This window comes from Neorhizobium sp. T7_12 (assembly GCF_002968535.1).
Lineage (GTDB): Bacteria > Pseudomonadota > Alphaproteobacteria > Rhizobiales > Rhizobiaceae > Neorhizobium > Neorhizobium tomejilense.
On sequence record NZ_PVBK01000048.1, the window covers coordinates 1 to 1,054 of the forward strand.

Sequence of the window (1,054 nt, forward strand, 5' to 3'; positions counted from 1 at the left end):
AATTTTTTGCGGAAGACTTCGGCCGGGGTTCGATAGCCAAGGCACTTGCGCGGCGTGGCATTGAGGTGGTTGCAGATCTCGATCAGATCTGTGTCTGTGACCGACAGTGGATCGACCTCTCTCGAAAGCCATTTCCGTACCCGACCGTTGGTGTTCTCGACCGTGCCTTTCTGCCAGGGTGATTGTGGATCGCAGAACCACGTTTGGGTGCCGATGCTTGCCTGAAGATATGGCCAGTCGGTGAACTCCGTGCCGCGGTCGAAGGTAATCGAACGGCGAGCAAGGTGGGGCAGGGACTGCAGGGCTTGTATGAGGCCATCCATGACAGGCCGGGATTGCCGATCATTGTTGCGCAGAAAGATCGCAAAGCGGCTGACCCGCTCGACAAGCGATGTAACATTGGCCTTTCCGAACTTTTTGCGGAACTGGATCAGATCGCATTCCCAATGCCCGAATTGCTTGCGATCGGCAACGATGTCTGGGCGGCGGAGGATGTTCACGTTCGGGCTAAAGCGTTGGCCGTGCTTGCGTCTGGCATGCCGCGGTCTGCGCCTGGCACGATGCTCCGGCAAATGCCGCCAGAGCTTCATTGCATGGCCGTCGGCCGAATATGCGAACTTGTAGATCGTCTCATGGCTCACCGAGATCGGATGACGTTCCAGCCGCATGCGTCCGGCGATCTGCTGCGGTGACCAGCCGTGCACGATCCGCTCGATCACCGATTGTCGAACATGTGAGAAGCGCGCAAGCTGCCGCAGCTTCGCACGACGCTCGCAAGCCATCTCATGCGCCGTCACGCAATAATAGCCGCTGAGATCAGGCATCTGCTTGTCGACGAACATATTGCGTCTGACTTCACGAAAGATCGTCGAACGATGTCGTCCGAGCTTCTCGGCGATGATCGCGACACTGAGGCCAGCCGTCCTCCAGCGAGCAATCTTACGGCGTTCGTCCAATCCAATCTGGGAGTAGGTGCGTCTCATTGCGTCTTCCTTGCGATTGATAACCCATTGGCATCATTCGCAAGTCGCACTTCATCCTTGAACCCACCCCG

1 protein-coding gene is annotated in these 1,054 nt (G+C 57.5%); it reads right to left on the reverse strand.

Features of this window, described 5'->3' with window-relative positions; all coding sequences use genetic code 11:
• Positions 1-983, reverse strand: a 983-nt coding sequence (locus C5J26_RS32375; protein ID WP_105405490.1) for an IS30 family transposase, incomplete at its 3' end; no start/stop codon positions are given.
• Positions 984-1,054: the final 71 nt, after the last annotated feature.